Here is a 16743-nt window from a genome sequence, read left to right as displayed (position 1 = left end):
TCAGGCCACCTTCATGTCCGCTTCGACGAGGACGGTGCTCACATCGCGTGCGAGGAGCGCCGCGCCCGCGTCCTTCCGGGCGAGGACGCGGTACAGCAGGCCGACGCGCTCGCCCCGGCTGCCGCCGATGAGCTCCCTGGCGGGCAGGGTGGTCATCTCCAAGGGCAGCATGACGCCGTTGACCAGCAGGTCCCCGCGGGGGGGCAACCGCTCCAGCGCGAAGTCGAGCAGCCGCGCCTCGTCCTCCAGCGTGGTGGCGAAGGCGTCCACCCGGTACAGCAGGTCGTACGCGAAGCCGGCCGGACGGAGGGCGGAGCCGGCGGAGGAGTAGTCGGAGCGCACGGACGCGGAGGGCGTCCTCGCGTTGGAGTGCTCGATGCCCAGCCGGGTGATGCGGAGGTAGGGCGGGTTCGGCGCCGCCACGTCCGGCGAGTGCACCACCGCCGGCACCGGCGAGCCGCCCAGCACCAACCCGTTGTGGAGGCGGGCCAGGAGGGCGGCCTCCGCGTCCAGCACCATCTCGTCGCGGACGGCGAGCACGTCGTCGACGTAGCAGGTGAAGGGGACGCCGGACCGGCACCGGAGCTGGAGCGTCACCACCGCGGAGCGCACGGCCGTCGGCAGGTCCTCCAGGGACAGCCGCTGCAGCTCCCACGTCCCCGCCTGGGACACCGCCAGGTAGCGGTGCCACGTGTTGCCCGGGGCGTCCACCGGCAGCACCGCGCTTCCCAGCCGCAGCTCGAGGAAGAAGGGCTGCGTCGCGGTGCCCGTGGCGGCGCGGTTCGCGTGCACCCACAGCCGCAGCTCGCGGTAGGGCCGCAGGTCCACCGCCGCGCCCAGCGTCCGGCGCAGCAGGTGGTCGGCGGCGGCGGCGCTGGCCTGGATGCGCCCGCTGTGCCCGTCCACGCCGTAGCGCACCTGGACGGTCTCGTTGGTGAGCGACAGCTCCGTCGACGGCGTCACACCGTCGGGAGCCAGCGCGCTCCAGGCGCCGGCAATGTCCATCGCATCGATGAGCCGCTGCGCCATTGCGGGCGGATTAGAGGCGCGGTGGCGGGTTGCAGCCAGCGCCCCGGCGGTCCAATCGGCGATGCGGTACCGCGACTCCTCCGGGGATGAATCGGAGGTACAGCCCAGGTCCTGGCGGAGGGGAGGACGTGGATTCAGGGCGGATTGAATCCAGGTGCGGTTCCTCGCGGCGCGAGGTTCAGCGAAGGCGCATGCGGAAGTACGCGGCGGCCTCGCTCCGGCTCGTCACCCTCAGCTTGGTGAGGATGCCGTGGACATGGTTCTTCACCGTCGCCACCTCGATGCGCAGGCGCACGGCGATCTCCTTGTTGGCCAGGCCCTCGGCCAGGAGGATGCCAATCTCCCGCTCACGCTCGCTGAAGGGCACCGTGGTGGAGGGGCCCTCCGGCCTGCGCCGCGAGAGCGTGCCCACGCACTCGAAGAGGAGCGCCGCGATTCGCGGGGAGCAGAGCAGCTCACCGCGCGCGGCGGACTGCACGGCGGAGACGAGCTGCTCCGACGAGGCCTCGCGCGTCACGAAGCCGTTGACGCCCGCCTCCGCGCACACCATCAGCTCTTCTTCCCGCTCGGTCACCGCGAAGGCCACCAGCTTCACCTCCGGCGTCGCGGCGCGCAGCCCCCGCACCAGCGCCACCGAGTCGCGGCTGCCCATGTCCACCACCACCACCGAGGGCCGCCGCGTCTGGATGAGGTCCACCGCCTCCTCCAGGCTGGAGGCCTCGCCGGCGAAGTCCATCGAGTCCACGCTCGACAGCCGCTGCGTCAGGGCCTCGCGGTACAGCAGCACGTCGGTCACCACGGCGACCCGCACGCTGGCGGGCGCCGGTGCGGCGTGAGCGGGCGCAATCCAACTCGCGTTGGGTGGATCTCTCATCATTGCCCCCCCCAGGGAGTCAGAGGCTCGCCTCGGCCTCAGCCTCCCAATCATACATACGAAGTCTGGGAAAGGCCGACGGCGTCAGGGGCGGACGTCGAAGGCGAAGATCTTCGACGGAAAGCCGACAAAACCATCCGCGTCCACCGCCAGCACCCGCCAGAACCACTTGCCCTCGCGGGAGCCCGGCACCTCCAGCTCGGTACCCTGGGACGGGTACGCCTGCACGCCCGCGGCGAAGTCCGCCGTCCGCGCCAGCTCCACGCGGTACGTCTTCGCGCCCGGCACCGTCCACCACGACAGCCGGGGCGCCGCGCGGAAGGTGCCGCCCCGCGGGTCCGCCAGCGTGGGGGCCACCAGCAGCGGGCGGACGGGCTCCGGCGCGGAGTCCGGCATCGCCCGCGAGCCATAACCCCCGACGACGTCCAGGTCGCCCTTCTTCGCAATCAGCGCCACCCGGCCCTCCAGCGTCTCCAGCCGGTGGGTGCCGTCCTCCTGCGCCGTCACCCGGAAGTGCGTGCCGCGCACGCCGGCAACCGCGCCGCGCGTGCGCACCTCGAAGACGGAGCCCTCACCGCCGGGCGCCGCGGCCGTCTCCACCGTGCCGCGCAGCAGCTCCAGCTCCACCTTGCGCCGCAGGTTCGCCATCAGCTCCACGGAGCCCAGCCGCACCAGGCTGCCCTCCATCACCTTCACCGAGCTGCCATCCGCGAGCACCAGCTCCGCGCGCGCCGCCGGGCCCGTGTCGAACAGCTCTCCGGTGTAGAGCGCATCGCCCACCGTCCTCGGCCGCAGCTCCGCCGGAGCCGGGCCCGCGGACACGTCGCCGCTGGCCGCCCGCACGCGCGCCACCGCCGGCTGCGCGGGCCGCTCGACATAGGCGAGCTGCAGCTGCCCCGGCTCGCCCGGCGTGGACGGCGGCGCCACCGCGGACACCCGCGTGCGCGGCACGCCCGCGGCCACCAGCACGTCCGCCGCGGCCTTCGCCACCGCGAGGCCCTGTCCCTCCAGCCGCTCCACGTCCGGCAGCCGCGCCGCCACCGTCACCGAGCGGATGGCGGGCCGCGCCTTCAGCGCCTCGGCCACGTGTTGGAGGCAGGCCGTCGTCTCCGGCCCCTTCGGCGCGAGCGGCCGGCCCGTCTCGATTCGCCCGCCCGTGAAGCGCAGTCCCCCACAGGGCTCCCCGGCGTCCGCCGCCAGGGCAGGGGAGGAGAGCAGCACCCAGGCCATCATCCACGGAGCAGTCCGCTTCACGGCGTCCCTTCCTCCGCCGAGGGCTCGGCGACCTTCACGATGTTGAACTCGACGCGGCGGTTGTTCTCGCGTCCCTTCGCCGTCTTGTTGGTGTCCACCGGCTTCGTCTCGCCGTGGCCCACCGCCTCCAGCCGCTCCGCCGCGATGCCTTCCTTCACCAGGAAGGCCTTCACGTTGTTGGCGCGGCGCTGGGACAGGTCCAGGTTCTTCGCGTCGGCGCCCTGGTCGTCCGTGTGTCCCTCCACGCGCACCTGCTCCAGCTGCGGGTTGGCCTTGAGCACCGACGCCACCTGCGCCAGCAGCGGGTAGGACTTCGCGAGGATGACGTCCTTGCCCGTGGCGAAGTACACCTTGTCGAGGATGAGGATGCGCGAGCCCTCCACGCGCACCTGCGTCTTCCCCTTGTCCGGGCAGCCGTCGTCGTCCTTCGCGCCGTTGATGACCTCGGCCTCCAGCGGGCACGCGTCCTTCGCATCCGCCACGCCGTCGCGGTCATTGTCCGCCTCGGGGCAGCCATCGCCGTCCTCGAAGCCGTCCACGTCCTCGGGCGCCTTGGGGCACCGGTCCTCCGCGTCCAGCAGCCCGTCCCCATCCGAGTCCACCGCCCCGGGCGGCGGCAGCACCAGCGGCGCGGGGGGGGCGACGGGCTGGCCATTCGCCGCCACCGGCTCCCAGGCCTTCGGGTCGTCGGGGCAGCCGTCCGCGTCCTCGAAGCCGTTGCGCGTCTCCGCCTCGCCCGGGCACACGTCCGGGCCGTCGAGGATGCCGTCGCCGTCATCGTCCGCGTCGAGGCAGCCGTCCTCGTCCTGGAAGCCGTCGAAGTCCTCGGGGCCCAGCGCGCACGCGGCCGAAGCCACGGTCGAGCCCGAGGAGGAGGGCGTCCACGCCAGCCCCGCGAGCACGCGGAAGCCCGGCGTGCCGTAGCCCCGGGTGAGGCCCGGCCCGGCGCCCACATGCGCGGCCAGCCCCTCCTGGAAGCGGTACTTCAGCGCGGCGAGCAGCTCCAGCGGGCGCTCCTCCGTGTTCGTCTCCTTCAGCCCCAGCGCGCCCGAGAGCGACGCCTCCGCGGACAGCTTCTGCGTCAGGGGCACGTCCGCGCCCACGCCGTACGCCAGCTCGTTGCCCACGCGCAGGTTGCGCAATTGCGCCTCGCGCCGCAGGTTGAGGCCCACGTTGGCCAGCAGGCGCAGCGACGTGCCGGCCCACTCGGCCACCAGTCGCGGCTGGAAGGTCAGCCCGTCCGCGCCCAGGTACTTCGAGCCCCCCGCCGTGGGCAGCGTCACCGGCGCCGCCAGGGCCAGGTGCAGGCCGCCCTCGGTGGACAGCAGCCGCACCTTGGGCACCAGCCGCAGGTCACCCACGCCCGTGGCCTTCACCCCGTTGGCGAGGCTCGGCGCGACGGCGCCGGCCGGCTCGGACGTGGTGGTGGAGACGGGCAGCGACAGGCCCAGCTCCAGCCTGTCGAAGAGGGCGACGGCGCCCATGAGGTCCAGCGTGAGCTGGCTGTCGACGATGCGGTAGACGAACGTGTCCTGGCGCGGGTCCAGCAGGTTGAGCGGGTCGTCCGAGTAGTTGAGGGACACGCCCAGGTTCCAGCCCAGGTGCGGCCCCACGCGCGCGCCGTGCAGGCCGAGCACGTCGAACGAGCCCGGGCCCGGCTTGTACTGCTGCACGTCGATGGCCTGCGACGCCGCCGGCTGGGCCAGGGCCACGCCGCCGGGTACCGCGAGCGACAACATCAATCCCACCAGCGCCGCGGCCCGCCGCCGCAGCCCGCGCCACCTCACGGAGAACGAGGCGATGGAGCCCACGTTCGTGGTGTCGGGGGGGATTACTTCTGTTTCAGGGGTGCAGTGGCAATCCATATGCTCACCGCTCCGTCGTGAGAAGTTGGGACACGTGTTGTGCCAGCGCCGGCAGCGGTTGTGGCTTGGGCAGTACCAGATCCACCCCCAGTCCGCGCGCCTTGTCCGTCAACTCCTGCGTGGCGAACGCGGTGAGCAGCACCACCCGGGTGTCCGGCGAGAAGCGGCGCACGAAGTCCGCCAGCATCAGTCCTTCCTCGGACTGCGTCCCGCTCAGGCGCAAATCACTGATGACCAGGTCGTAACGGCCCGTCGTCATCAAATCGAGCGCCTCATCCAGCGCCTGGGCCGAGTCCACCCGGTAACCGGCGCTGGCGAAGAACTGCCCCAGCACCCAGCAGAGGGACGACTCGTCATCGACTATCAGGAGGTTCCGGGCCACGCCCGGGCCGTGAGCAAGCGCGGGGCCAGGGTCCGAAGCACCCCCGGCGCTTTGGGATTTCCAGTACTTGCGCGGCGAACCCCGGCTGCCAGCCCGGACTTGTCCAGATTACGGATCCGATTTCTGGAATCCAGACCGGTTGATGCCCAAACGTTTTAGCCGCTCATAGAGGGAGGAGCGGGGGATGCCGAGCCGGGCGGCGGCGCGCTCCACGTGGCCATTCTCGCGGCGCAGCACGCGCTCGATGTGGCGGCGCTCCAGCTCCTCCAGGGTGAGGTCCTCCTCGGCGCTGGCCTCCTCGGAGGGGGCCTCGAAGCGCAGGTCGTTCCGGGACAGCGGCCCGCCGCCGGACAGCAGCAGGGCGCGCTCCAGCACGTTGCGCAGCTCGCGGATGTTGCCGGGCCATGGGTAGCGCACCAGGGCGGCCTCGGCGTCGGCCTGCAGGCCCACGGTGCCCCGGCCGCGCGCCCGGCCCAGCTCCTCGAGGAAGTGCTGGGCGATGGCGGGGATGTCCTCCGGGCGCTCGCGCAGGGCGGGGACGTGGAGGATGAGGGTGCTGACGCGGAAGTAGAGGTCGCTGCGGAAGCGCTTCTCGCGCGCGGCGGCGCTCAAGTCCTGGTGGGTGGCGGCGATGAGGCGCACGTCCACGCGCCTGTCGCGCACGTCGCCCAGCCGCCGGAAGCGCTTCTCCTCCAGCACCTTCAGCAGCTTGGGCTGGACGGCCACGTCCATGTCGCCAATCTCGTCCAGGAAGAGGGTGCCCTGGTCGGCGACTTCCAGCAGGCCCTGCTTGGCGCTGACGGCGCCGGTGAAGGCGCCCTTCTCGTGGCCGAACAGCTCCGAGTCGAGCAAATCCTTGGACAGCGCCGCGCAGTTGAGGTCGACGAAGGGCGCGTCCGCGCGGGGGCCGCCCTCGTGCAGCCAGCGCGCGAGCACGCTCTTGCCGCTGCCCGTCTCGCCGGTGACGAGCACCGGGGCGTCGCTCTGCCGCACGCGCTCGGCCTGGCCCTGGAGGACGCGGATGGCGGCGCTGGTGCCCAGGAAGGGATTCACGGTGGAGTGGCCCGTGCTGGCGCGGTCCGCGAGCTGCCGCTGCCGCTCCCGCCGCTGCGCCACCAGCCGCTCCAGCACCACCTTGAGGACGCTCAGCTCCAACGGCTTGGTGAGGAACTGCTCCGCGCCCTCCTTCACGGCCTGCACCGCCAGCTCGATGGAGCCGTGGCCGGTGAGCACCACCAGCGGCACCGACGCGTCCAGCTCCTTGAGACGCGGTAGCAGTTGCAACGCGGTACCGTCAGGCAGGCGGTAGTCCACCACGGCCACGTCCGGGCGGGTGGTGCGGAAGGCCTCCTGCGCCTCGGCGATGCTGGTGGCCTCGTCCACGTCGAACCCGTGGGCGGAGAGGAAGCCCCTCATGCCCAGCCGGATGCCGGGCTCGTCGTCCACCAGGAGGATGCGGGTGCGCGTCATGAGGCCAGGGAGTCTACGGATTGGGTTGCCGGAGGCGAGGAAACGGCCGGAAGGAGGAGCGTCACCTCGGCGCCTCCTGCTTCGGTGTTGCACAAGCGGATGATGCCCTGGTGCTCCTCGAGGATACGCTGGACGATGGACAGGCCCAGGCCGGTGCCGCCGCGGCGCTTGCTGAAGAAGGGCTCGAAGACGTGCGGGAGGTCTTCGTCACGGAAGCCCGGCCCGCCGTCGTGCACGGTGCAGCGCACCCAGGCGCGGCCCTCCTCCTCCACGGCCTCGGTGGCCACGCGCACGGTGGCGCCCGACGGCGAGTGCTGCACCGCGTTCTCCACCACGTTGCGGAAGACGTGGAACAGGCGCCTCGAGTCCATGCGCACGGGGGGCAGCTCCACCGCCAGCGCGCTCGCCACCGCGACACCGGCCTGCTCCGCGGCCATCGCGCACGCGGACAGGGCGTCCTCCACGACGGGCCGCACGGGGCCGTCCACCCACTCGCCCCGGGTGGGGCGGCCGTACTCGAACAACTCCTGCGTGAGGTGGTTGAGCCGCTTCACCTCGCCGCGCAGCACCTCCAGGTACGGCTGCAACTCCGCGCGGGAGCCGAACGTCGCGTCCACCGCGTCCACCACGGCGGAGATGGAGAAGAGGGGGTTGCGCACCTCGTGGGCCACGCCGGCGACGATGGCGCCCATGGCGGCCATCGTCTCGTGGCGGCGCAGGCGGGACTGCAGCTCCATCAGGCGCGTGACTTCGGTGGCCACGAGGATGATGCGCGAGTCCTCGCCGCCGGCCTCGTCCACCCATGCTGCGGACAGCTCCCACGCGCGGCGGGACGGCGGGTCCGTCACCTCGCGCGAGGCGCTGCCGTGGGTGTGGCGCAGCAACTCCACCAGGAGCAGGGCGCTGGCGCGCAGCGGCGAGTGGGGCGCGGTGGACAGCGGCTGGCCGGACGGGTCCAGGCCGTCGAACAGGGCGATGGCGGCGGCGTTGAGGCGCTGGATGATGCCGTCGGCGCCGAGGACGATGAGGGGCGAGGAGACGGCGTCGAAGGTGCGGCGCCACTCCTGGGCGGAGCGGCGGAAGCTGGCGTGGAGGCGCTGGCGCAGGTCATCGGCGAGGCGCCGGTCGGTGACGTCGGTGACGACGCAGCCCACGTGCAGCTCGCGCTGCGAGTCGGGCGCGGAAGCCGCGGCGCGGCTGCGCACCCAGCGCACGCGGCCGTCGGAGCAGATGAGGCGGTGCTCCAGTTCCACCTCGGCGCCGGGAGCGAGCCCCTCGATGCAGGCGCGGTAGCGGGCGCGGTCCTCGGGGTGGACCATCTCCGCCCAGAGGGGCGGGGGGCCTCCGTCGGGGCCGGGCTGGACGAAGGCGGAGGCGGGGTAGCCGGTGGTGCGCTCGATGACGGGGGTGCAGTAGAAGTCGCGCAGCACGCCGCCGCGCAGCTTGCCGCCCCAGAGGTAGTCGGGCAGCGAGCGGGTGAGGACGTCGAGCCGGTCTTCGTGCTCCTGGAGGCTCTGCTCGGCGCGCATGCGCTCGGTGAGCTCGGACAGGGCGGCGATGACGCCGAGCACCTCGCCGCCGGAGCCGCGCACGCGCGAGTAGCTGCCGAACCAGAAGCGGGGCTCGCCGGGGGCGGCGGGAGTCTGCACCTGGAGGCAGGGGTCCTGGATGGGGGCGTCCGTCTGGAGGGCGCGCTGGAGCTGGGGTGCGAGGAGGCGGCCCAGGTCGGGCATCACCTCGGTGACATGGTGGCCGAGGTGCTTCGTGGCGGGCAGGCCGTTCATCGCGGCGAGCGCGGTGTTGACGTGGACGTAGCGCAGCTCGCGGTCGAAGAAGGCGAAGCCCACGGGGGTGACGTCCATGACGGCCTCGCGCAGGGCGCTGGCGTCGGTGGCGCTGCGCAGGGCAGCGTCGCGCTCGAGGTGGGCGCGACGCGAGGCGCGGGTCCACAGCACGGCCAGGGTGCCGGTGGTGACGAGCACCAGGGCGGCCGGGGTGAGGAGGCGCGCCAGGAGGCTCTCGGCGCCCAGGCGCCAGCTCGCCCAGGCGACGAGCGAGGCGAGGGCCGAGGCCCCGAGGACGGCCAGGAGCAACTGTCGGAGGGAAGGGGACTCGTGCATGCGGAGGGGGCGCGGAGGCGCGAGCCTAAACCGGAATGGGGCGACAGACCCTTGCAGTGAGTGGTCTCGAGACGACTTCCCGGTGGCAAGGCGGGCGGGAAGGCGGGCCCTCCGAGGCGTGACCTGGGGGTTTCAGCCGCTCACGGTGCCGCGGGCTGGTGCTCCATGCCCGCCTGTCGCTCCAGCGACGCGAGCGTCAGCAGCTCCCGCACCTCTTCATCCGAGGTCTGCGCGAAGTCGCGGTACCACAGGCCCACGGCGTAGAAGGGCGCCGGCCGCCGTAAACAGAGGACCTCGTCCGCCTCCTCCGCCAGGTCCTCGCACGACTCGACGGCGCCCACCGGTACGGCGACCACGATGCGGGCGGGCTCCTGCTGGCGGAGCGCGGCCACCGCGGCGCGCATGGTGGTGCCCGTGGCCAGGCCGTCGTCCACCAGGATGACGTTGCGCCCGCGCACGTCCGGAGGAGGGCGCCCATCGCGGTACTTCACCTCCCGCCGCTGCAGCTCCACCCCCTCGCGCTCCGCCGTGGCGTCGATTTCCTTCCGCGAGATGTCCAGCTCCTCCACCACCTCGCGGTTGATGACGCGTACGCCTCCGGACGCGATGGCCCCCATCGCCAGCTCCTCATGCGAGGGCGCGCCCAGCTTGCGCACCAGGAACACGTCGAGCGGCACACCCAGCGCTTTCGCGACCTCGTAGGCCACCGGCACGCCACCTCTCGGCAACGCCAGCACCACCGTGTCCGGCCGATGCGCGTACTGGCGGAGGAGGTCCGCGAGCTCACGGCCTCCCTCGTAACGGTCCAGGAACTCGGGCCCTCGCATGTTCCTCTCCTCTCGTCCCCGCCTGGGGACGAACCTCCCTCGAAGAAGCTGGGCACCTCGCGAGGGGAGGGGAACGGCCCCGAGCGCGGCTACGCGATGATCTCCGGCTTGCCCGGCGTGGTGGGCATCGGCGGGTCATGGATGCCGGGCGGCGTGATGTCCGGCGGCTGGGGCGGCTCGATTTCCGGAGGCGCGCGTGTGGGCGGTTCGATCTCCGGAGGCTGGCGTGTGGGTGGCTCGCGCTCGGGCGTCGGGATCGGCTCCGGGTTCTTCACGGGTGCCCCAGGCGTCGTGGTCTGCGGTCCAGCCATGCGTCGTGTCTCCTCGCTCCAGCAGTGGTCCAACAGCCCGTTCACCTTGGGCACGCCCGGGCAGGCGGGCACCGTCCCCGTCGCCCACTGAACGAGCGGCCCTCGCCTGGCTGGCTGCTCGGGAGCCGGGGGCGCCAGCGCCACACGGGGCGCTTCCGACCCTCGTGGGTATCGTCCTCCACCCGTGCCCCGGGCCTGAGAGCAAGCAGGCGCTCTGCTACAGTCCACCGCCATGCGCGCATGGCTGAGCTGGCTGGTCCTGTTCTGCGCCCTCGGCACTCCGGCCCTGGGCGTCACGGTGGAGAAGGTACCCCGACCGCCACGCGGCACCTGGACGGTGGACCACACCTCCACCCGCGTCCTCACGCAGGAGACGAAGGCGGAGGTGAACCGGATTGGCACCGAGCTGAATGAGCGCGGGCTCGGTCAGCTCTCGGTGGTGGTGGTGGACACCACGTCGGGGCGCCCCTCGCGTGAGTTCGCGCTGGACCTCTTCAACCGATGGGGCATCGGCCATGCGGGGCGGGACGACGGCGTGCTGCTCTTCGTCGCGCTGGGTGACCGCAAGGCGGAGATCATCCTGGGCGACGGAGTGGATGGACCCGCCGATGAAGAGGCCAGTGACGCGGTGATGGCGGAGAGCGTCGTCCCCGGCTTCAAGCGTCGCGACCCGAACTCCGCCGTGCTCCAGGGCGCGCGGGGCTTGAAGGCGCTCCTCGAAAACTCGAGCCTGAACAATCCCAACGCGGCCTCCCCGAGCCCGGAGTCGCCACCCTCCACGGACGCCGTCGCCGACACGAGCGCCCCGGGCTTCACCCCGGAACCCGAGGTGTACCAGCCCGAGGAGGAGTCCTCCGTGCCCTCGGGCCTCGGCCTCTTCGCCGGAGGCGCGGGCGTGCTCGGCGCGGCGGGCCTGGCCGGCCGTGCCGTCTACCGCCGACGCCCGCGCAAGTGCGTCGCGTGTGGCAACCCCCGGGTGCGGCTCGACGAGCGCGATGATGATGCCCACCTCGACAAGGGGCAGCGACTCGAGGAGTCGATGGGCTCGGTGGACTATGACGTCTGGTGGTGCGACCCGTGCGAGGACGCGATCGTGGACCGCTATGGCGCGCTGTTCACCAGCCGCGTGCGCTGTGACAAGTGCAACTACGTCACCGTCAAGAAGACGAGCCGGACGCTGCGCACCGCGACGTATGACCATGGCGGCGAGGTGGAGGTGACGCGCAACTGCCACCACTGCCACCACACCTCCAAGTCGCGCCACTCCACGCCCCGCCGCACCCGCTCGTCCTCCTCCAGTTCCTCGCGCAGCGGCTCCTCGTTCGGTGGCGGACGCTCCTCGGGCGGTGGCTCCAGCGGGAGCTGGTAGCCGCGCTCCGGCTCACCCGGGCAGCGACGAGAGCGCCGTCTCGTCCGAGAGCATCCGCGGCAGCCGCACCGTGAACACGGTGCCCTCCGCCGCGGACGAGCGCACGGTGAGGTCTCCGCCGTGGGCCAGGACGAGCTGCTGGGCGATGTAGCGGCCCAGCCCCGGTCCCTGCCGTCCGCCGTCGCCTGCCACCTGCTCGAACGGGTCGAAGATGCGCGGCAGCAGCGTCGCCGGCACGGGAGGCCCGTCGTTGTGCACGGCCAGCACCACGTCCGGCCCGTCCGCCACCACCGTGACATGCACCGGGGACTCCTCGTCCCCGTGCACGAGCGCGTTGTCCACCAGGTTCGACACCACCTGGGCCAGCCGGTCCGCGTCCCACGAGCCCGTCTGGGCCCCGCGCGCGCAGGCCAGCTGCACCCGGCCCGGGTGCGTGAGCTCGAACCCGGCCACGGTGTCCCGCACCAGCACGCACAAATCCGTGGGTCGCCGCTCCAGGGGAATGCCGCCGCCCACGGAGGCGCGCGTGAAGTCCAGCAGGTCGTGGACCCTCCGCGCCATCCGGTCCGCGCAGGTGGCGATGCGCCGCACACCCATGAGCATCGGCTCGGTCATTCCCTCCCGTCGCAGGAGCTGCTGCGTGGCGAGCGAGATGTGGGTCAGCGGGTCGCGCAGGTCATGGCCGACGATGCCTGGCAGTCTGTCCCTGAACAGCTCCGCGCGCTTCTGCTCGGTGATGTCCTCGAGGGTGCCCAGGAGGCGCCTGGGCCGGCCCTCCCCATCGAAGAGCGTCCGTCCATGGGCGGCCACCCAGCGCACGCCGCGGGTGGTGTGCACGCGGTATTCCGCCGAGTAGCGGCCGGCGCCCTCCGGTTGCAGCGCCTGCCGAATCACGGCCTGCGTCCTCACCCGGTCCTCGGGGTGCACGCGCTTCAGGAAGTCCTCCAGCCCCATGGGGGTGCCGGGAGGCAGGCCGAAGAGGGCCCGGGCCTGCGCGTCCCAGGTCAGCGCGCCCGTGCGCGCGTCATATTCCCAGGTGCCCAGGCCGGTGGCCTCCAGGGCGAGCCGCAGCCGCTCCCGGTCCTGCTCGCTGAAGTCCGCGTCCCGGGCCATGCCTCACCCAGGCCCCGAGGTGACATGTGGCAGGGGCCTCTCCTGGGAGGTGGCCCCTGGCCCACCGTTTCGGAAGGGGTCCGGCGGCTGTTTGCCCTCCGGCCAGCGCAGGCTTTGCGCCGCTTCCGTGCGGGGCGCACTTCCTGCGCCCGTACGGACAGCCACGGGCCGGTGAGGAGTCTGGCGCGAGGCTTGCTCAACCGCCCGGAGTCAGGCCCCGGCGGGCCGGCGGATGGGAGGCCCCATGGCCCTGCGTGATGCGATTCCGGTGTGCCTCTGTCTGATGCTCGGCGCGAGCGTGGGGGAGGCGAGTGGGCTGGAGCCCGGCTCTCCCCTCGTGGCCCCGCCGCGCCCGGTGGTGGAGAAGCCCGCGCCGGAGCTGTCCCTGGCGCGCTTTCTCGAAGCCCCGGGCAGGGAGCCGGCGCGGGTGCGGCTCTGGCTGCGCCACAACCGCGAGGCGCGCGAGATTGAAGAGGGCGTGCGCGAGTTTCTCGAGCGGCTCATCCAGCTCTCCGCCGAGGCGCCGCCGGAGCTCGTCTTCTCGCACGAGCGGGTAGTGCTCGACGCGGAGGCCCTGGCCACGGACGGCGAGCTCGTCGCCCTGGCGGACGCGCGCTCGGAGCTGCTCGCGCGCACGGGCCGCATGGACCCGGACTTCCACGTCCTCGAAGGGGAGGCGCCGCCGCCCTGGTCGCCGGACGGCAAGGTGGACCGCGAGGCGCTGGCGGGCCTCGTCTTCGCGCGCACGGGCCGGGGCGCCGGGCTGCCGCCCGACCTGGACCGGCTGCTCGTGGAGCTGGCCTCGCTGGACAAGCGGCTGGGCGCGCACGAGCAGCAACTTCTACCCGTGGCGGAGGAGGCGCTGGGCGCCGTGCTGCTGGGCCTGGCCTCGGGGGAGGCGACGATGGGAGAGGTGGTCCACGGCCTCCACTTCCTGAAGCACCAGCAGCGGCGGCGGTTGGATTTGCGCCTCCAGCGCGAGCTGTTGCTGCTGGAGGTGGCCCGCCGGGCCGGCTGCGCGGTGGAGGCCCTGCCCCGGGTCGCGGCGCCCGAGGCGGGCTGAAGGTTCCGACGAACGACACGGACCGGGAGCAACTCCCTGCTCCCGGACGTTGTGAGCGGTTAGGCTTTCAACCCAGAGACCATGGCGGAAACCCTGCTCGAGGAATTGAAGCGTTACGTGGGCTTCAGCGAGGCGGACGAGCGCGCGCTCATCGCCCTGCATGCCATCGCGAAGCCGCACTTCGCCCGCATTGCCCGCGTCTTCTACGACCGCATCCTGGAGCATGAGAAGGCGCGCCAGGCGCTGGAGGGCGGCGAGAGCCAGGTGGGCCACCTCCGCGGCACGCTGGAAGTGTGGATGAGCCAGCTCATGAGCGGCCCCTGGGACGAGGCCTACTACGAGCTGCGCTGCCGCATCGGCCGCATGCACGTGCGCATCTCCCTGCCGCAGCACTACATGTTCGGCGCGATGAACGTCCTGAGGCAGGAGCTCAACGCCGTCATCGACGAGGCCTACCTGAGCCAGCCGGAGAAGCTGCGGGCCGCGCGCTCGGCGCTGGGGAAGATTCTGGATCTGGAGCTGGCCATCATGCTCCACACCTACCGCGAGGACCTGCTCACGCAGCAGGCGCGCAACGAGCGGCTGTCCACCTTCGGCCAGCTCGTGGGCTCCATCGGCCATGAGCTGCGCAACCCGCTCGGCGTCATCGAGACATCGCTCTACATCCTCAAGGGCCGCCCCGGCGCGGTGGACGAGCGCACCACCAAGCACCTCGTCCGCATCGGCGAGCAGGTGGGCATCGCCAACCGCATCGTCTCTGATTTGCTCGACATGATTCGGGACCGTCCGCTGCAGCGGCAGGAGGTGTGGCTGGACGAGGTGTGGCAGGAAGCGCTCACCGCCGTGCAGCGGCCGGAGTCCGTCACCGTGCGCGAGGAGGGGCTCGCCTCGCTCCCGCCGGTGCAGGGAGACGCGGGCCAGCTGCGCCAGGTGTTCGTCAACCTGCTGGACAACGCGGTGCAGGCGCTGGAGGAGTCGGGCGGCAGCGTGTCGCTGTCCGCCAGCACGCCCGAGCCCGGCATGGCGGAGCTGGTGCTGGAGGACTCCGGCCCCGGGGTGAGTGACGCCATCCGCCGTCGCCTCTTCGAGCCGCTGATGACGACGAAGGCGCGCGGCATCGGCCTGGGGCTGCCGCTCGTCAAGCGCATCCTGGAGCGGCACGGCGGCACCATCGCCTACGCGCCCCGCGCCGGCACGGGCGCGCGCTTCGTGCTTCGACTTCCCCTCATGCCCGCGGAGGACACGCATGCGTAGTTACCTGCTGCTGGATGACAACCGCGCCTTCGCGGAGAACCTCGCGGAAATCCTCCGCGACGAGGGTAACCAGGCCGTCGTCGTCACCAGCGGTGACGAGGCCCTGCGCCTGGCGCGCACCACGCGCTTCGACGCGCTGCTGACGGACATGCGCATGCCCGGCATGAGCGGCGCGGACGCGGTGCACCACCTGCGCCGGGTGGACCCGGGGCTGGCCGCGGTGGTCGTCACCGCATACCCCCGCGAGGATGACCTGGAGACGGCGCGCCGCGAGGGACTGCTCGCGGTGCTGCCCAAGCCCGTGCCCATCCCCACGCTGGTGGGGCTGTTGTCCGGCGCCCGGCGCGACGGGCTGGTGGTGCTGGTGGAGGACGACCCCGCGCTGAGCGACAACCTGTGCGAGGTGCTGCGCGCGCGGGGCTTCTCGTGCGTGACGGCGGCCTCGGTGCTGGACGCGGACCGCATCGCCTGCGTGGAGCCCTTCGCCGCGCTGGTGGACCTGCGCCTGCCCGGCGGCCCGGACGGAGAAGCGCTGCGGCGGCTGCGCGAGCGCTTCCCGCACCTGCCCATCTTCATCATGACCGCCTACCCGGACGTGACGCCGATGGAGGGGGCGGCGGGCGTCTTCTCGAAACCCTTCGACACCGGCGTGCTGGTGGCTGCGCTGGAGACGGCGCACGCCGCGCGTCTCACCCGCGCCCCATGAGCGAGCCCACGCCCAAGCCGCCGCCCACCATCCTCGTGGTGGATGACAACGCGGCCTTCCTCGACAACCTCCACGAGCTGCTGGGCGACGCGGGCTACGCCGTGCGCGGCGCGTCCAGCTGCCGGGCCGCGCGCGACTGCGCGAAGGAGGGCTTCGACGTGGCGCTGGTGGACCTGCGCCTTCCGGACGGAGATGGCACCGCGCTGGCGGCGGAGCTGAAGGAGGGCGCGCCCGACTCGGAGGTGGTGCTGCTTACCGGCTTCGCCACGCTGGAGACGGCGGTGGCGGCGGTGCGCGCGGGCGCGTGCGCGTACCTCATGAAGCCGTGCGCGCCGCAGGAATTGCTGCTGACGCTGGAGCAGGCCATGCGGCAGGTGCGGCTGCACGGCGAGAAGCGCGAGCTGGCCCGGCGCGCGCAGATGACGGAGAAGCTGGCGGCGGTGGGGACGATGACGGCGGGCCTGTCCCACGAAATCCGCAACCCGCTGAACGCGGCGGCGTTGCAGCTGTCCGTGTTGGAGCGCCGCCTGCGGAGGCTGCCGGACGGCCAGCAGGGCCCGCTACTGGAGCCCCTCCTGCTGGTGCGCGACGAAATCCGCCGGCTGGACCACATCCTGGAGGACTTCCTCCAGTTCGCGAGGCCCCGCGAGTTCCGCCCCAACTCGGTGGACGTGCGCGCGCTGGTGCGGCGGGTGGTGGACCTGCTCAGCGGTCAGGCCGAGTCACGCAAGGTGGCGCTGGAGACGGCCCCGCTGGAGCAGACGCTGCCGCCGGTGGCGGGTGAGGAGGAGCGGCTGCGGCAGGTGCTCATCAACCTGTGCCTCAACGCGCTGGAGGCGACGCCCGCGGGCGGCAGGGTGACGGTGTCCGCGGGCCACGAGGCGGGCCACGTCTGGCTCACCGTGGACGACGCGGGCCCCGGAGTCCCGCCCGAGGTGAGGGACCGCATCTTCGAGCCCTTCTTCACCACGAAGGCGCAGGGCTCGGGGCTGGGGCTCTCCATCGTCCACGCCATCGTCACGCAGCATGGCGGCACGCTGGAGGTGGGCTCGGCGCCGGGCGGAGGCGCCCGCTTCATCCTCCGGCTGCCGGAGGCACGGTAGCCG

15 protein-coding genes are annotated in these 16743 nt (G+C 72.5%); 5 read left to right on the top strand and 10 right to left on the bottom strand.

Going from position 1 to position 16743, the window contains the following annotated elements:
- The 9 genes from G4D86_RS12580 to G4D86_RS12540 all read right to left on the bottom strand — a co-directional run bounded on the left by G4D86_RS12580 (position 1) and on the right by G4D86_RS12540 (position 10132).
- Complete coding sequence (locus tag G4D86_RS12580; RefSeq protein ID WP_163993067.1) at positions 1 to 1029, bottom strand: hypothetical protein; 1029 nt, start codon at positions 1027 to 1029, stop codon at positions 1 to 3.
- Between the two features lie 178 nt (positions 1030 to 1207).
- Complete coding sequence (locus G4D86_RS12575; protein ID WP_163993065.1) at positions 1208 to 1906, bottom strand: LuxR C-terminal-related transcriptional regulator; 699 nt, start codon at positions 1904 to 1906, stop codon at positions 1208 to 1210.
- An 81-nt stretch (positions 1907 to 1987) separates the two neighbouring features.
- Positions 1988 to 3157, bottom strand: coding sequence for a FecR family protein (locus G4D86_RS12570; RefSeq protein WP_163993062.1), 1170 nt, complete (start codon positions 3155 to 3157; stop codon positions 1988 to 1990).
- On the bottom strand, positions 3154 to 4968 hold the full coding sequence (locus G4D86_RS12565) for an OmpA family protein (protein ID WP_420821854.1): 1815 nt from the start codon (positions 4966 to 4968) through the stop codon (positions 3154 to 3156). Before G4D86_RS12565 ends, G4D86_RS12570 begins: the two co-directional genes overlap by 4 nt.
- Positions 4969 to 5026: 58 nt before the next feature.
- Positions 5027 to 5404, bottom strand: a complete 378-nt coding sequence (locus tag G4D86_RS12560) for a response regulator (protein ID WP_163993060.1) — start codon at positions 5402 to 5404, stop codon at positions 5027 to 5029.
- Between the two features lie 108 nt (positions 5405 to 5512).
- Complete coding sequence (locus G4D86_RS12555) at positions 5513 to 6874, bottom strand: sigma-54-dependent transcriptional regulator (RefSeq protein ID WP_163993058.1); 1362 nt, start codon at positions 6872 to 6874, stop codon at positions 5513 to 5515.
- Positions 6871 to 8994: a PAS domain-containing sensor histidine kinase gene (locus tag G4D86_RS12550; RefSeq protein ID WP_163993056.1), complete on the bottom strand. Its 2124-nt coding sequence runs from the start codon at positions 8992 to 8994 to the stop codon at positions 6871 to 6873. The genes G4D86_RS12555 and G4D86_RS12550 overlap by 4 nt, the downstream gene beginning before the upstream one ends.
- Before the next feature lie 140 nt (positions 8995 to 9134).
- A complete protein-coding gene (locus tag G4D86_RS12545; protein ID WP_163993054.1) occupies positions 9135 to 9821 on the bottom strand; it encodes a phosphoribosyltransferase in 687 nt (228 codons plus the stop codon).
- 89 nt (positions 9822 to 9910) lie between these two features.
- The gene (locus G4D86_RS12540) at positions 9911 to 10132 is read right to left on the bottom strand and encodes a hypothetical protein (RefSeq protein ID WP_163993052.1); all 222 of its coding nucleotides are present in this window, start codon (positions 10130 to 10132) and stop codon (positions 9911 to 9913) included.
- Positions 10133 to 10364: 232 nt separating this feature from the next.
- On the opposite strand from G4D86_RS12540, the gene G4D86_RS12535 reads away from it, so the two are divergent.
- A complete protein-coding gene (locus G4D86_RS12535) occupies positions 10365 to 11501 on the top strand; it encodes a TPM domain-containing protein (protein ID WP_163993050.1) in 1137 nt (378 codons plus the stop codon).
- A 12-nt stretch (positions 11502 to 11513) separates the two neighbouring features.
- On the opposite strand, the gene G4D86_RS12530 is transcribed toward G4D86_RS12535, so the two are convergent.
- A complete protein-coding gene (locus G4D86_RS12530; protein ID WP_163993049.1) occupies positions 11514 to 12614 on the bottom strand; it encodes a sensor histidine kinase in 1101 nt (366 codons plus the stop codon).
- Positions 12615 to 12858: 244 nt separating this feature from the next.
- On the opposite strand from G4D86_RS12530, the gene G4D86_RS12525 reads away from it, so the two are divergent.
- The 4 genes from G4D86_RS12525 (at position 12859) to G4D86_RS12510 (ending at position 16740) form a co-directional block, all read left to right on the top strand.
- Positions 12859 to 13677: a hypothetical protein gene (locus G4D86_RS12525; RefSeq protein WP_163993047.1), complete on the top strand. Its 819-nt coding sequence runs from the start codon at positions 12859 to 12861 to the stop codon at positions 13675 to 13677.
- An 81-nt stretch (positions 13678 to 13758) separates the two neighbouring features.
- Positions 13759 to 14931 carry a protoglobin domain-containing protein gene (locus G4D86_RS12520; RefSeq protein WP_163993045.1) on the top strand — a complete coding sequence of 391 codons (1173 nt, stop codon included), beginning with the start codon at positions 13759 to 13761 and terminating at the stop codon, positions 14929 to 14931.
- Entirely contained in the window at positions 14924 to 15637 is a 714-nt protein-coding gene (locus G4D86_RS12515) for a response regulator (protein ID WP_163993043.1), read from the top strand. The genes G4D86_RS12520 and G4D86_RS12515 overlap by 8 nt, the downstream gene beginning before the upstream one ends.
- Entirely contained in the window at positions 15634 to 16740 is a 1107-nt protein-coding gene (locus G4D86_RS12510) for a sensor histidine kinase (protein ID WP_163993041.1), read from the top strand. Before G4D86_RS12515 ends, G4D86_RS12510 begins: the two co-directional genes overlap by 4 nt.
- Positions 16741 to 16743 lie beyond the last annotated feature (3 nt).

Origin of the sequence: Pyxidicoccus caerfyrddinensis, from assembly GCF_010894405.1 — a bacterium.
Classification (GTDB): Bacteria; Myxococcota; Myxococcia; order Myxococcales; family Myxococcaceae; genus Myxococcus; species Myxococcus caerfyrddinensis.
Note: the sequence above shows the minus strand (reverse complement) of the source record. Positions and strands in the feature narration are given on the sequence as shown.

Coding starts and splice junctions, on each gene's coding strand:
- G4D86_RS12550 (WP_163993056.1), bottom strand. CDS start 8,994: ATGCACGAGTCCCCTTCCCTCCGACAGTTGCTCCTGGCCGTCCTCGGG.
- G4D86_RS12540 (WP_163993052.1), bottom strand. CDS start 10,132: ATGGCTGGACCGCAGACCACGACGCCTGGGGCACCCGTGAAGAACCCG.
- G4D86_RS12545 (WP_163993054.1), bottom strand. CDS start 9,821: ATGCGAGGGCCCGAGTTCCTGGACCGTTACGAGGGAGGCCGTGAGCTC.
- G4D86_RS12525 (WP_163993047.1), top strand. CDS start 12,859: ATGGCCCTGCGTGATGCGATTCCGGTGTGCCTCTGTCTGATGCTCGGC.
- G4D86_RS12515 (WP_163993043.1), top strand. CDS start 14,924: ATGCGTAGTTACCTGCTGCTGGATGACAACCGCGCCTTCGCGGAGAAC.
- G4D86_RS12530 (WP_163993049.1), bottom strand. CDS start 12,614: ATGGCCCGGGACGCGGACTTCAGCGAGCAGGACCGGGAGCGGCTGCGG.
- G4D86_RS12575 (WP_163993065.1), bottom strand. CDS start 1,906: ATGATGAGAGATCCACCCAACGCGAGTTGGATTGCGCCCGCTCACGCC.
- G4D86_RS12535 (WP_163993050.1), top strand. CDS start 10,365: ATGCGCGCATGGCTGAGCTGGCTGGTCCTGTTCTGCGCCCTCGGCACT.
- G4D86_RS12555 (WP_163993058.1), bottom strand. CDS start 6,874: ATGACGCGCACCCGCATCCTCCTGGTGGACGACGAGCCCGGCATCCGG.
- G4D86_RS12520 (WP_163993045.1), top strand. CDS start 13,759: ATGGCGGAAACCCTGCTCGAGGAATTGAAGCGTTACGTGGGCTTCAGC.
- G4D86_RS12510 (WP_163993041.1), top strand. CDS start 15,634: ATGAGCGAGCCCACGCCCAAGCCGCCGCCCACCATCCTCGTGGTGGAT.
- G4D86_RS12580 (WP_163993067.1), bottom strand. CDS start 1,029: ATGGCGCAGCGGCTCATCGATGCGATGGACATTGCCGGCGCCTGGAGC.